This is a genomic window from Stenotrophomonas sp. STEN023 (assembly GCF_056760135.1).
Genome location: NZ_JBRREF010000042.1, coordinates 1 through 11,905 on the forward strand (window position 1 = coordinate 1; position 11,905 = coordinate 11,905).

Below are 11,905 nucleotides of genomic sequence, written 5' to 3' on the forward strand. Positions count from 1 at the left end.
GTCGGCTCCACCCCCCCCACCCCCCCCCCCCCCCCCCCACCCCCCCGCCCCCCCCCCCACCCCCCCCCCCCCCCCCCCCCCCCCCCCCCCCCCCCCCCCCCACTACAGGGGCAGGGCTGGCTAGAATGGCTGGGCACGCCCCCCGCTGCCAGCCTGACTGACCCGATGCGTATTGATCCTGCCGAAATCGAAGCCCTGTTCGACGCCATTCCCAGCGTGCTGTTTTTCGCCAAGGACGTCGATGGGCGTTACACCCACGTCAACATGACGATGATGCAGCGGTTGGGCATGAAGTCACGCAATGACGCCATCGGCAAACGCGCTGATGAGCTGTACCCGGTGGGTATGAGCGAAGCCTATACCGAGCAGGATGCGCGGGTGCTGGCCGGCGAGGTGATCGAGAACGTGATGGAACTGCAGCTGTTCCCCAACCAGCAGCCGGGGTGGTGCCTGACCTGCAAGCGGCCGATCGTCGAGAATGGCAAGGTGGTCGGGCTGATCGGCATCTCGCGTGACCTCGGCCAGCGCGGCGGTCTGGAGTCCCAATACGAACCGTTGCGGCTGGCACTGGATTACCTCAACACGCATTACGCCGAGAACGTACGCATGCAGACCTTGCTGGATATCACCGGCTTCTCGCTGTCCAAGCTGGAGCGCTCGTTCCGCAAAGTGTTCCAGATGACGCCGCAGCAAGTGTTGACGCGGCTGCGCATCCAGATCGCACTGCACCTGCTGCATGGCGAGGACAGCGTGGCCAGCATCGGCCAGGCCTGTGGCTTCAGCGACCAGAGTGCGTTTACCCGCAAGTTCAAGGCAGAAGTCGGCATGGCGCCACGACAGTACCGGGCGATGATCGCCGAGCGCGCGCAGCAGGAAGCCGCCCGCGCCGGGCTATGACTTCCGGGAGTGTTGGGGGGCGTTGCAGGGGCAGATGATGCGGAGTTGGTGGGCGTCACGCCCATGTCTTTCCGTCAGGAGCTTCGATGCGCCGTTCCCTTGTTGTCGCGATCAGTCTTGCCCTTTCCTGCGTTGCCACGCCTGCTGCCTTTGCTGCTGAGCCAGCAGCCCGCGCTACGCCCCGCAATGAAGCCACCACGCAGCTGCCGCGCACTGCGCGCCCGGATCATTACCGGGTGGAGATCACTCCGCACCCAGCGCAGATGGGTTTCGATGGCAAGGTCAGCATTGATCTGGAAGTGCTGCAGCCCACCAACAGCATCGTGTTGCAGGCGGCAGGCATGCGCTTCGGCAAGAGCCAGCTTCAGCCCGCCGGCGCTGGCAGGGCGATGCCGACCACGGTCAGCGTGGACGAGGCCAATCAGACCGCCAGCTTTGTGGTGGCCAGCCCGCTTCAGCCCGGTCGCTACACGCTGAGCATCGACTACAGCGGCACCATCAATACCCAGGCCAATGGCTTGTTCGCACTGGATTACCCGGTTGCTGATGGCAGCAAGAAGCGTGCGCTGTTCACCCAGTTCGAGAACTCCGATGCGCGCCGCTTCATTCCGTCGTGGGATGAGCCCGGCTTCAAGGCCACGTTCGACCTGAGCGTGACCGTGCCGGAAGCCGAGATGGCGGTCAGCAACATGCCGGTGGCCAGCAGCAAGTCGCTGGGCAAGGGTTTGAAGCAGGTGGTGTTCCAGACCACGCCGAAGATGTCGACTTACCTGCTGTTCTTCTCCAGCGGTGAGTTCGAGCGCGCCGCCGTCAAGGAAGGCGACACCGAGATCGGTGTGATTGCCCAGACCGGCAAGGTCGGGCAGGCGCAGTTCGCGCTGGAAGGCAGTGCGGAAGTGTTGCGTGAATACAACGACTATTTCGGCGTGAAGTATCCGCTGCCCAAGCTCGACAACGTCGCTGCACCTGGTGGCAGCCAGTTCTTCAGCGCGATGGAAAACTGGGGTGCGATCTTCACCTTCGAATATGCGCTGCTGCTGGACCCGGCCGTGTCCAGCGTCTCCGACAAGAAGGCGGTGTTCTCGATTGCCGCGCATGAGATCGCGCACCAGTGGTTCGGCAATCTGGTGACGATGGCGTGGTGGGATGACCTGTGGCTCAACGAAGGTTTCGCTTCGTGGATGGAGGCGCGCACCACCCGCAAGCTGCACCCGGAATGGGACATCAACAACGTCGATGCCGCACATACCAGCCGCGGCGCGATGGGCCGCGATGCCTACGTCACCACCCATCCGATCGTGCAGCACGTGGCGACGGTGGAGCAGGCCAGCCAGGCCTTCGACGGCATCACCTATGGCAAGGGCTCGGCGGTGATCTCGATGTTCGAGGATTACGTGGGCGCGGATGCATGGCGTGATGGTGTGCGCCGTTACATTGCAACCCATGCTTATGGCAATGCCGTCACCGATGACCTGTGGGCCGAGATCGACAAGGCGGCGCCTGGCAAGCGTTTCATGGAAGTCGCACATGATTTCACCCTGCAGCCGGGTGTGCCCTTGATCCGCGCCAGCAGCAGCTGCGTGGCCGGCAACACCCAGGTGAAGCTGAGCCAGGGCGAGTACACGATTGATCGCAAGGACAAGCAGCCGCTGCATTGGCGCGTGCCGGTGAGTCTGCGCGTGGGCAATGGTGAGGTGGTGCACACGCTGGTCGACGGCGATACCAACGTACAGCTCCCGGGATGCAGTGGGCCGCTGCTGGTCAATGCCGGGCAGAAGGGCTATTACCGCACCTTGTATGCGCCGACGCAGTTCAAGGCGCTGAGCGCAGGCTTCGACAAGTTGCCGGTGGTCGACCAGTTGGGTGTGATGATGGACACCAGCGCACTGGCCGCAGCCGGCCTGCAGCCCGATGCGGATCTGCTGGATCTGATCGCGAAGATCAGCGCCGATGCGCCTATCGATCTGTGGGACATGGCCTCCGGCACACTGAGCGGCATCGACGGCATGTTCGACGGCGATGCTGTGCGGCAGGCCGCCTTCCGCAGCTATGCACGTTCGCGCCTGTCGCCGGTGCTGCAGTCACTGGGTTGGGACGGCAAGGACAGCGACTCGGCGCAGACCAAGGAGCTGCGTAGCGGGCTGATCGGCACTTTGGCGGCGCTGGACGACGCGCAGGTGATTGCCGAAGCGCAGCGTCGCTTTGATGCCTTCCTGGCCAAGCCGGACTCGCTGTCGCCGGATCTGCGCAGCAGTGTGCTGGGTGTGGTGGCACGCAATGCGGACGCGGCAACCTGGGACAAGTTGCACACGCTGGCCAAGCAGGAAACCTCGGCAATGGTGCGTGACCAGTATTACGGCCTGCTGGCCCTGCCCAAGGACAAGGCGCTGGCGCAGCGTGCATTGGACATGGCGCTGACCGACGAGCCGGGCGCAACCAACAGCGCAGGGATGATCGGCGGTGTGTCGCGCGAGCATGCGGATCTGGCGTTCGACTTCGCCGTTGCCAATCGCGAGAAGGTGGACACTCTGGTCGACAGTACTTCACGTGCGCGGTACTACCCGGGCCTGGGGCGTAGTGCCGACAACCTGCAGATGGTGGACAAGATCAAGGCATTTGCCGATGCACATATCGCACCGACCTCGAGACGTGATGCGGAGACGGCGATTGCCGGGATCCAGACCAAGCTGCGGTTGCGCGCAGAGCGCAAGCCGCAGGTGGATGCCTGGTTGAAGCAGAAGGGGTATTGAGGCGCTGCAGCTGCGCAGCGGCAAATGCAATTGCAGCTTTTAAGCCCCTCTCCCGTTTACGGGGTGAGATGGGTAGCTTGCGAACCACGGGTTCGCGGCCCATCGAACGCCCTTGCGCCAGCGCAAGGGCCGGGGCGCGGAGCGGGGGTTGGGGTGAGGGGAGGCTTCTAGCTAAGCAAAGTCAAAAGCCCCCTCATCCGCCCGTTGGGCACCTTCTCCCGTAAACGGGAGAAGGGAAGGCCAAAGCAGAAGCCAAAGCAGAAGCCAAAGCCAAAGCCAAAGCCAAAGCCAAAGCCAAAGCCAAAGCCAAAGCCAAAGCCAAAGCCAAAGCAGAAGCCTTGCCCCCGCTGTTTGTGGTGATCAAGAAAGATCAGCTGTTCCACTCCCCCAATCGTCACAAGAAAACAGCCGGCTTCCGCCGGCTGTTTTCATTCACGCATCAGGCAATCAACACTCGATCACGCCTCAACATCTTCCTTGTACGCATCCACCGGGATGCAGGCGCACATGATGTTCTTGTCGCCGTAGACGTTGTCCACGCGGGCAACCGGCGGCCAGTACTTCTGCAGCTTCAGCGACGGCAGCGGGAAGGCTGCCAGCTCACGCGGGTACGCATGGGTCCACTCGCTGGCCGTTACCGCACCTGCGGTATGCGGGGCGTGCTTGAGCGGGTTGTCCTCGCGGTCCAGCTTGCCGTCTTCGATGGCCTGGATTTCCTCGCGGATCTGGATCATCGCGTCGATGAAACGGTCCAGCTCGTGCTGCGATTCGCTTTCGGTCGGCTCGACCATCAGCGTGCCGGCAACCGGGAAGCTCAGGGTAGGGGCGTGGAAGCCGAAGTCGATCAGGCGCTTGGCCACGTCCTCGGCGCCGATGCCGGAGGTCTTCTCCAGCGGACGCACGTCGAGGATGCACTCATGCGCCACCAGGCCGTTACGGCCGGTGTACAGGGTGGCGTAGTGCGGGGCCAGGCGCTTGGCGATGTAGTTGGCGTTGAGCAGGGCAACCTGGGTTGCCTTGCGCAGGCCGGCGGTGCCCATCAGGGTGATGTACATCCAGCTGATCGGCAGGATCGAGGCGCTGCCGAAGCTGGCGGCGCTGACCATGCCGACCGGGCCGTTGTCGCCGAGCTTGCCCGGCAGGAACGGGGCCAGATGCGACTTCACCGCGCACGGGCCAACGCCCGGGCCGCCGCCGCCGTGCGGGATGCAGAAGGTCTTGTGCAGGTTCAGGTGCGACACGTCCGAGCCCCACTTGCCGGGCTTGGCCACGCCGACCAGGGCGTTCATGTTGGCACCGTCGGTGTACACCTGGCCGCCGTGCTTGTGGATGATCTCGCAGATCTCGACCACTTCTTCCTCGAACACGCCGTGCGTGGACGGGTAGGTCATCATGATCGCGGCCAGGCGGTCGCTGTACTTCTCGGCGTTGCGACGGATGTCTTCGACATCGACGTTGCCGTTGCTGTCGGTCTTGGTCACGACCACGGTCATGCCGCACATCTGTGCCGAGGCCGGGTTGGTGCCGTGCGCCGAGTCCGGGATCAGGCAGATGTCGCGATGGCCTTCGTTGCGCGAACGGTGGTAGGCGCGGATCGCCAGCAGGCCGGCGTATTCGCCCTGCGCGCCGGAGTTCGGCTGCAGGCTCACCGCGTCATAGCCGGTGCACTCGACCAGCATTGCTTCCAGGCCGTCGATCAGTTCCTTGTAGCCCTGCGCCTGATCTGCCGGTGCCAGCGGGTGGATGTTGGCGAATTCCGGCCAGGTCACCGGGATCATCTCGGCGGTGGCGTTGAGCTTCATGGTGCAGCTGCCCAGCGGGATCATGGTGCGATCCATCGCCAGGTCCTTGTCGGCCAGCGAACGCAGGTAGCGCAGCATCTCGTGCTCGCTGTGGTGCGTGTTGAACACCGGGTGGGCGAGGAACTCGCTGCTGCGTAGCAGGGCCTTCGGCAGTGCGTCGGCGGTGCTGGCATCCAGTGCATCCACCTCGACGCTGGCACCGAACAGCTGCCCCAGCGCGACGACGTCGGCGCGGGTGGCGGTTTCGTCCAGGCTGATGCCAACCGAACCGGCATCGATGATGCGCAGGTTGATGCCGGCGGCTTCGGACTTGGCCTTCAGCGCGGCCGAATCAACGCCGGTGATGTGCAGGGTGTCGAAGAAGTCGTTGCCGACTGCCACGCCCTTGCCACGCAGTGCGGCGGCGAGGATGGCAGCCAGGCGGTGGGTGCGGCGGGCAATGCGCTGCAGGCCTTCCGGGCCGTGGTAGACGGCGTACATCGAGGCCATCACGGCCAGCAGTACCTGTGCGGTACAGATGTTGGAGGTGGCCTTCTCGCGGCGGATGTGCTGCTCGCGGGTCTGCAGGGTCAGGCGGTAAGCGGCCTTGCCTTCGGCATCGACCGAGACGCCGATCAGGCGGCCCGGCATCGAGCGCTTGTAGGCATCACGGCAGGCCATGAAGGCGGCATGCGGGCCGCCGAAACCGAACGGCACGCCGAAACGCTGGCTGTTGCCGATGGCGATGTCCGCGCCCCATTCGCCGGGGGCGGCGATCAGGGTCAGCGCCAGCAGGTCGGTGGCTACGGCGACCAGGCCTTGGCGGGCGTGCACGGCCTCGACCAGCGCCTTGTAGTCGCCGATGTTGCCCAGGCTGTCCGGGTATTGCAGCAGCACGCCGAAGGTGTCGGCGGTCAGCGCCTGCGCCGGCTTGCCGATCAGCAGTTCGATGCCCATCGGCTCGGCGCGGGTGCGCAGCAGTTCCAGCGTCTGCGGGTGCACGCTGTCCTGCACGAAGAAGACCTTGGACTTGGACTTGGCCGAACGCTTGGCCAGGGTCATGGCTTCGGCTGCGGCGGTGGCTTCGTCCAGCAGCGAGGCGTTGGCGATCTCCATGCCGGTCAGGTCGGCGACCATGGTCTGGAAGTTGATCAGTGCTTCCATGCGGCCCTGCGAGATTTCCGCCTGGTACGGCGTGTACGCCGTGTACCACGCCGGGTTCTCGAGGATGTTGCGCAGGATCACGTTCGGCGTGTGGGTGCCGTAATAGCCCTGGCCGATGAAGCTGCGCAGCACCTTGTTCTTGTCGGCGATGGCGCGGATCTTGGCCAGCGCGTCGACTTCGGTCAGCGACTCGGGCAGCGCCAGCGGCGCCGGCGACTTGATCGAACCGGGCACGATGGCATCGGTGAGCGATTCCAGCGAATCATGACCAACGGTGCGCAGCATCTGCGCGATTTCAGCGTCGTTGGGGCCGATGTGGCGGTCAACAAACGCGGAGTGGTGTTCGAGTTCGCGCAGCGAAGAGTTGTTCTGGGTCATGGCTGACGTCCGGAGAAGGCATGCAGGGCAGGGGCGGTGAGCCAGGCTTGCCCTGCTGCCGTCCGGTTGCCGCGCACGCGCGACAGCACAGCCGGCAAGCCAAAGGCTTACCTCGCGCCCCTCTGTCCTTTTGCCTGAGAGTTTGGAAGCGACGCGACGAGGATCGTGCGCTTCGTGCACCTTCGGCGCCGGATTGAACCGGTCTCTCCAGAGTTTTGCTACGGGTGGTATCGGGCCTGAGCGATTACGGGCGTTTGCGCCTTCGGCAGCGGGGTGAGCCGCTTCTCCCACCTTGTTCGTACAGCTTGGCGATTATAGCCCGGTAAAGCCCCGGGGCAGACCCGCGCAGCGGCTTGGATTACCATCTACGTCCCGATTTCAACCCCGCGCCTTTCAGGCGTACGGCCGGGCATCCCGGAACCGCTGGCTGAAGCGGGTGAATGTCCGGACAAATTGTCGCATCATGGCCGTTCGCGCCGTCGCGCCCGGTCCTGTTCATTCCGTCCCCACCCTACATCGGCCCCACGCCGGTGCCGTTGCTGGTTATTGAAAGCCATGGAAGCAAGCAAGCAGGTTTCACTGCGTCGTATCGCCATTCTGGTGGCCGGTCTGTCGATGTTCGGCCCGTTCGCGATCGATGCGGTGTTCCCCGCGTTCCCGCAGATGGGTGCCGATCTGGGCGCCGACAAGCTGGCGATGCAGCAGGTGATCAGTGTCTATCTGCTGGCCTATGCGCTGATGAGCCTGGTACATGGCGCGCTGTCCGATGCGCTCGGCCGCAAGGTGGTGATCATCGGCGGGCTGGTGGTGTTCATCGGTGCATCCATTGGCTGTGCACTGTCTACGGACATGGGGACCCTGCTGCTGTTCCGCTTCCTGCAGGGGCTGTCGGCTGGTGTCGGCTACATCATTGGCCGCGCGGTGATCCGCGATCTGTACGACGGTGACGACGCGCAGCGGCTGATGAGCCAGGTCTCGATGATCTTCTCCATTGCCCCTGCCATCGCCCCGATCATCGGCGGCTGGTTGCTGGGTTGGACGCATTGGCAGGGCATCTTCTGGTTCCTGGTTGGGTTCTCGGCACTGTTGCTGCTGATCACCTGCATCTGGCTGCCGGAAACCCATCCGCCGCATGCGCGGCTGAGCCTGCATCCCAAGCGTCTGCTGCAGGACTACATCAGCATCGGCATCAATCCGCGCTTCCTGCGCCTGGCCTTGGCCGGCTCGCTCGGCTTTGGCGGCTTGTTCCTGTACATCGCCTCGGCGCCTGCCTTCGTGCTCGATCTACTGCACATGAATGAGCGTCAGTTCGCCTGGTTGTTCATCCCCACCATCGGCGGCATGGCCTTGGGCGCCTATGCCTCCGGCCGTGCGGCGGGGCGCGTGGATGGCGCGCGGGCGGTGCGGATTGGTTACTGCTTCATGGCGGTCGCGGCAATCTACAACATCAGCTACAACGCCTTCGCCACCGAAATGACCGTGCCTTGGGCGGTGCTGCCGTTCACCCTGACCTCGTTCGGCGTGGCCCTGATCTTCCCGATCCTGACCCTGGCCATTCTCGACATGTACCCGCGCCAGCGCGGCACGGCCTCGTCGATGCAGGCATTCAGCACCCTGGTCACCAACGCCATCATTGCCGGTGTGCTCTCGCCGATGCTCAGTCGCAGCGGCTTGAGCCTGGCCATCGGCGCGGCCCTGTTCGGCCTGGGTAGCTGGGCGATGTGGAAGTGGGAGCGGGTCAGCCAGCGCGCCCAGCGCGATGAAACCGCGTCCTGACACGAATTCACCCCCGCATCGGGGACAATAGCTGCGCCGCCATCACCGGCGGCCGTTCAAAGAGTGAACAACTGATGTCGATCCAATCCAAAGGCCGCCGCGAGGCGAAGAAAAAGCTGGCCGAGCGCGAACGCAACCAGGCTGAAGCCAATCCGCCGGTAAAGGCCAAAGTGGAACCGCATGCCGAACTGCGCGACCAGAACCGAGCATTGCTGGCCGGCATCGTCCGCCGTGATGGCGAATGGGTGCTGGGCATGGATGGCAAGATCGCCGGTGAGACCACCAGTGCCGCACGTGTGCTGGCGCTGATCATGCAAGCGGCCGAGTGGCACGAAAACAACGACACGCCGGTGCGGTTGATGTATTCCGATGCACTGAAGGACGCCGCGCATGCCGAAGCGGCAGAGCAGGGCATCGACTTCGATACCTACAAGCGCAATCTGGCCGGTGAGCTGGGTGCCAAGGGCAAGGCGACCGCGGGTACGCATTGAGCGTGCTGACAAGCGGGAGAACGACAAGGGCGCCGTTGGCGCCCTTGTCGTTTGTAACGAGCGCTGATCGTATCCCCCGCTCTTGTGGGAGCGGCGTAAGCCGCGAAGCATGTAGAGGAACCGTCGCAGCGTTTGGCATTTGTAGGAGCGGCGTGAGCCGCGAAGCACATGCAGCGTCCAGGTCTTTTAATCATTTTTATCGGTGAAGCCCCTGCCGAGCATGGCTCGGCACTACAGGAGCGATTGGTTTGTGTGGGAGCGGCGTAAGCCGCGAAGCATGTAGAGGAACCGTCGCAGCGTTTGGCATTTGTAAGAGCGGCGTGAGCCGCGAAGCACATGCAGCGTCTGGGTCTTTGAATCATTTTTATCGGTGAAGCCCCTGCCGAGCATGGCTCGGCACTACAGGAGCGATTGGTTTGTGTGGGAGCGGCGTAAGCCGCGAAGCATGTAGAGGATCCGTCGCAGCGTTTGGCATTTGTAAGAGCGGCGTGAGCCGCGAAGCACATGCAGCGTCTGGGTCTTTGAATCATTTTTATCGGTGAAGCCCCTGCCGAGCATGGCTCGGCACTACAGGGACCGTTGGTAGTTCCACAGCGGCCGGAACGCGCTGCGGTGCAGCCATGCCAGGACCGCGAGATAGCAGAAGTGAAACGTGCCCCACGGCCAATCGTGGTTGAGGAACAGGTGGAAGATGAAGATGCCTGTCACCAGCGGTGCAAGAACCGCGATGCCAAGCGGCGCGGTGCGCTGGAACAGCAACAGGATGCCGCCCGCCAGGCAGCTGCCGGCGATCAAGGGATCAACGATTCCACTGTCGGTCAGCGCGGTGGTAAGTGCTTTGGCGGCGGGCGCCTCCTTGTGGTCCGGCCACGCGGTGCCGAACAACTTATAGGAGAACCAACTGGCACCAACGTAGGTGTAGAACAGGGCGAACAGCCAACGAGCAACAGCAATGATCCAGGTCATGCCAGGTACTCCTGTGGTGCCGCCGGGTGGCGGTTGATGTCGGGGCGATCCGTCCTTTTGCCGGTGCTGCTGTCCGGCAGCCGCTGCTCCCCTATGTGGCGGATGGTAGCGCAGCGTTGCTGCTTCTGAAGGGATTTCGCGCGGATCAGCTGGCTTGCGCGGTCTCAGGCAGGTAATGCGTGGCTTGCCGGTGAAAGAGCCGCAAACGCAGTTGTGGCTATAATCCCGATCACGACGTCCCCTGAGCATGGAGGCACACCTGATGTCTGTTGCAGCTATTCCTGATGTCTCGCTGGTTGATAACAGCGAGCAGCGCACGCCCTTGATCCTGGTGCTGGATTGTTCCGGCAGCATGGGCGGTGAACCCATCGCGCAGTTGAATGCCGGACTCAAACTGCTGGAGCAGGAGTTGAAGGGGGATGTGATCGCAGCCAAGCGCGTGCGCGTGCTGCTGATCGAATACGGCGACATGGACAACGCGGCGATTACCGGTGACTGGTGTGACGCGATGGACTTCAGCGCGCCGGAGCTTACCGCCAATGGCACCACGCCCACCGGCGCGGCGGTGGAACTGGCGTTGCAGGAAATCGAAGACGAGAAGGCCCGCTTCCGTCAGGCCGGCGTTGCCTATACGCGGCCGTGGCTGTTCCTGATGTCCGACGGCAACCCCACTGATGCATGGGAGGCAGTCGCCGAACGCTGCCGTGATGCCGAACAGCAGAACAAGGTCGCGGTATTCCCGATTGGCGTTGGCAACGCCGACATGGGCGTGCTTGGCCAGTTCAGCCGCAATGGCGAGCGTGGTGTAAAGCGCCTGCAGGGGCTGCAGTTCAAGGAGCTGTTCATGTGGCTCAGTGCCAGCATGCGGGTGGTATCCAATTCCACGCCCGGTGGCCAGGTACAGCTGCCGTCGACGGATAGCTGGTCGAACGTGACGGTTTGACCATGGGCTGGCGGGTGATGGCCGCATCGGCCACGGGACGTTCCCATCTGGATCGCGGGCAACCGTGCCAGGACGCCTATGCATGGGCGAGCGTCGGCCGCGTGTTGGTTGCCGCGGTGTGTGATGGCGCAGGTTCTGCTTCGCACAGTGATACCGGCGCAAAAACGGTTTCCGCTGCGGTAGTGGCGGCGGTTGCCGCGCATCGCCAGTTGGGCGGCGAACCTACGGCCCTGGCAGTGGAGGCGGTGCGGGAAATCATCGAAGCTGCAATCGTCGATGCTCGCGAGCAATTGGGCAGTGTCGCTGCGGCCAAACAGCTGACGCTCGCCGATCACGCCTGCACCTTGGTTGGCGTTGTGGCGGACATGAACGGCGGTTGGTTCTTCCATGTGGGTGATGGTGTTGCAGCCAGCGAGTTCGCGCCGCCGCAGCTGCCGGCGGTATCGCTGCCGGCCAATGGTGAGTACGCCAATGAAACCTGGTTCGTTACCGGCGGCAACTGGCGCGAGCAACTGCGCCTGACCCGCTTCGATGGGCAGGCGCAGGCCATCGTGCTGATGTCCGATGGTGTGCAACCGTTTGCGATGACGCGTGATGGCAGCGGCTTGTTCCAGCCATTCATCGCGCCGGTGCTGCGCTACCTGGGCGGCGTGGACACTGAGCATGGCAGTCAGGCGCTGCAGGCGACCCTGGCCGACCCGCGTACCGATCACATCACCGGCGACGACAAGACGTTGCTGGTAGCGTTGCCGGTCTAGG

The 11,905-nt window shown here is 63.8% G+C and carries 9 protein-coding genes and 1 riboswitch; of the genes, 6 read left to right on the top strand and 3 right to left on the bottom strand.

Going from position 1 to position 11,905, the window contains the following annotated elements; genetic code table 11:
• Positions 1-165: 165 nt before the first annotated feature.
• Together ACVOLV_RS12860 and ACVOLV_RS12865 are read left to right on the top strand one after the other, a co-directional pair.
• Positions 166-897 (top strand): AraC family transcriptional regulator, encoded by a 732-nt coding sequence (locus ACVOLV_RS12860; protein WP_481554743.1) that lies wholly within the window; start codon positions 166-168, stop codon positions 895-897.
• 86 nt (positions 898-983) lie between these two features.
• Positions 984-3,647 carry a M1 family metallopeptidase gene (locus tag ACVOLV_RS12865; protein ID WP_481554744.1) on the top strand — a complete coding sequence of 888 codons (2,664 nt, stop codon included), beginning with the start codon at positions 984-986 and terminating at the stop codon, positions 3,645-3,647.
• A 167-nt stretch (positions 3,648-3,814) separates the two neighbouring features.
• Here ACVOLV_RS12865 and ACVOLV_RS12870 read toward each other — a convergent pair whose 3' ends face one another.
• On the bottom strand, positions 3,815-4,030 hold the full coding sequence (locus ACVOLV_RS12870) for a hypothetical protein (RefSeq protein ID WP_481554745.1): 216 nt from the start codon (positions 4,028-4,030) through the stop codon (positions 3,815-3,817).
• Positions 4,031-4,105: 75 nt separating this feature from the next.
• Positions 4,106-6,970: an aminomethyl-transferring glycine dehydrogenase gene (gene gcvP, locus ACVOLV_RS12875; RefSeq protein WP_481554746.1), complete on the bottom strand. Its 2,865-nt coding sequence runs from the start codon at positions 6,968-6,970 to the stop codon at positions 4,106-4,108.
• A 112-nt stretch (positions 6,971-7,082) separates the two neighbouring features.
• Positions 7,083-7,191, bottom strand: a riboswitch (glycine riboswitch).
• A 334-nt stretch (positions 7,192-7,525) separates the two neighbouring features.
• On the opposite strand from gcvP, the gene ACVOLV_RS12880 reads away from it, so the two are divergent.
• Together ACVOLV_RS12880 and ACVOLV_RS12885 are read left to right on the top strand one after the other, a co-directional pair.
• On the top strand, positions 7,526-8,746 hold the full coding sequence (locus ACVOLV_RS12880; protein ID WP_481554747.1) for a multidrug effflux MFS transporter: 1,221 nt from the start codon (positions 7,526-7,528) through the stop codon (positions 8,744-8,746).
• Between the two features lie 74 nt (positions 8,747-8,820).
• Positions 8,821-9,237 (top strand): hypothetical protein, encoded by a 417-nt coding sequence (locus ACVOLV_RS12885; RefSeq protein ID WP_481554748.1) that lies wholly within the window; start codon positions 8,821-8,823, stop codon positions 9,235-9,237.
• A 567-nt stretch (positions 9,238-9,804) separates the two neighbouring features.
• Here the strand turns inward: ACVOLV_RS12885 and ACVOLV_RS12890 are convergent.
• Positions 9,805-10,203 carry a hypothetical protein gene (locus ACVOLV_RS12890; protein WP_481554749.1) on the bottom strand — a complete coding sequence of 133 codons (399 nt, stop codon included), beginning with the start codon at positions 10,201-10,203 and terminating at the stop codon, positions 9,805-9,807.
• Positions 10,204-10,465: 262 nt separating this feature from the next.
• Here ACVOLV_RS12890 and ACVOLV_RS12895 point away from each other — a divergent pair, with 262 nt between their 5' ends.
• Both ACVOLV_RS12895 and ACVOLV_RS12900 read left to right on the top strand, forming a co-directional pair.
• The gene (locus ACVOLV_RS12895; protein ID WP_481554750.1) at positions 10,466-11,146 is read left to right on the top strand and encodes a vWA domain-containing protein; all 681 of its coding nucleotides are present in this window, start codon (positions 10,466-10,468) and stop codon (positions 11,144-11,146) included.
• Positions 11,147-11,148: 2 nt separating this feature from the next.
• Positions 11,149-11,904, top strand: a complete 756-nt coding sequence (locus ACVOLV_RS12900) for a PP2C family serine/threonine-protein phosphatase (RefSeq protein ID WP_481554776.1) — start codon at positions 11,149-11,151, stop codon at positions 11,902-11,904.
• The last annotated feature ends 1 nt before the right edge of the window (position 11,905 follow it).

Coding starts and splice junctions, on each gene's coding strand:
- ACVOLV_RS12880 (WP_481554747.1), top strand. CDS start 7,526: ATGGAAGCAAGCAAGCAGGTTTCACTGCGTCGTATCGCCATTCTGGTG.
- ACVOLV_RS12895 (WP_481554750.1), top strand. CDS start 10,466: ATGTCTGTTGCAGCTATTCCTGATGTCTCGCTGGTTGATAACAGCGAG.
- ACVOLV_RS12890 (WP_481554749.1), bottom strand. CDS start 10,203: ATGACCTGGATCATTGCTGTTGCTCGTTGGCTGTTCGCCCTGTTCTAC.
- ACVOLV_RS12860 (WP_481554743.1), top strand. CDS start 166: ATGCGTATTGATCCTGCCGAAATCGAAGCCCTGTTCGACGCCATTCCC.
- ACVOLV_RS12885 (WP_481554748.1), top strand. CDS start 8,821: ATGTCGATCCAATCCAAAGGCCGCCGCGAGGCGAAGAAAAAGCTGGCC.
- ACVOLV_RS12900 (WP_481554776.1), top strand. CDS start 11,149: ATGGGCTGGCGGGTGATGGCCGCATCGGCCACGGGACGTTCCCATCTG.
- gcvP (WP_481554746.1), bottom strand. CDS start 6,970: ATGACCCAGAACAACTCTTCGCTGCGCGAACTCGAACACCACTCCGCG.
- ACVOLV_RS12865 (WP_481554744.1), top strand. CDS start 984: ATGCGCCGTTCCCTTGTTGTCGCGATCAGTCTTGCCCTTTCCTGCGTT.